Source organism: Pauljensenia sp. UMB3104, from assembly GCF_030217285.1.
GTDB lineage: Bacteria > Actinomycetota > Actinomycetes > Actinomycetales > Actinomycetaceae > Pauljensenia.
Map to the genome: position 1 here is coordinate 1 of NZ_JASONN010000222.1, position 291 is coordinate 291.

The 291-nt window shown below is 55.7% G+C and carries 1 protein-coding gene; it reads left to right on the top strand.

The window, feature by feature from the left end; translation table 11 throughout:
• Positions 1 to 241, top strand: a 241-nt coding sequence (locus tag QP415_RS11470; protein ID WP_442953485.1) for a hypothetical protein, incomplete at its 5' end; no start/stop codon positions are given.
• Positions 242 to 291: the final 50 nt, after the last annotated feature.

Below are 291 nucleotides of genomic sequence, written 5' to 3' on the forward strand. Positions count from 1 at the left end.
CGCTTGTGAGACCCGAGAGCAATTGGAGACCAACCACGGCTCATCCTTGCGTGATGCGGTGAATCGTATTGAGCGCATGCAAAAGGAGCAAGATCGCAGATTCGATCTCCTACTTGATCAGGTGAAGAGCCTGGGGCATCAGGTTGGGGATTATCGGCGCGAGCAGGCTATCGCAGCTGAGGATCTACACGCGCGCATGCGCAACCTAGAGTTGCGGACCGAGAAGTGCAACAAGCACTAACGTTTGGGGCACCCTGACCAGGTTTTGGCCGGGGTGCCCCTCTTTTTTTA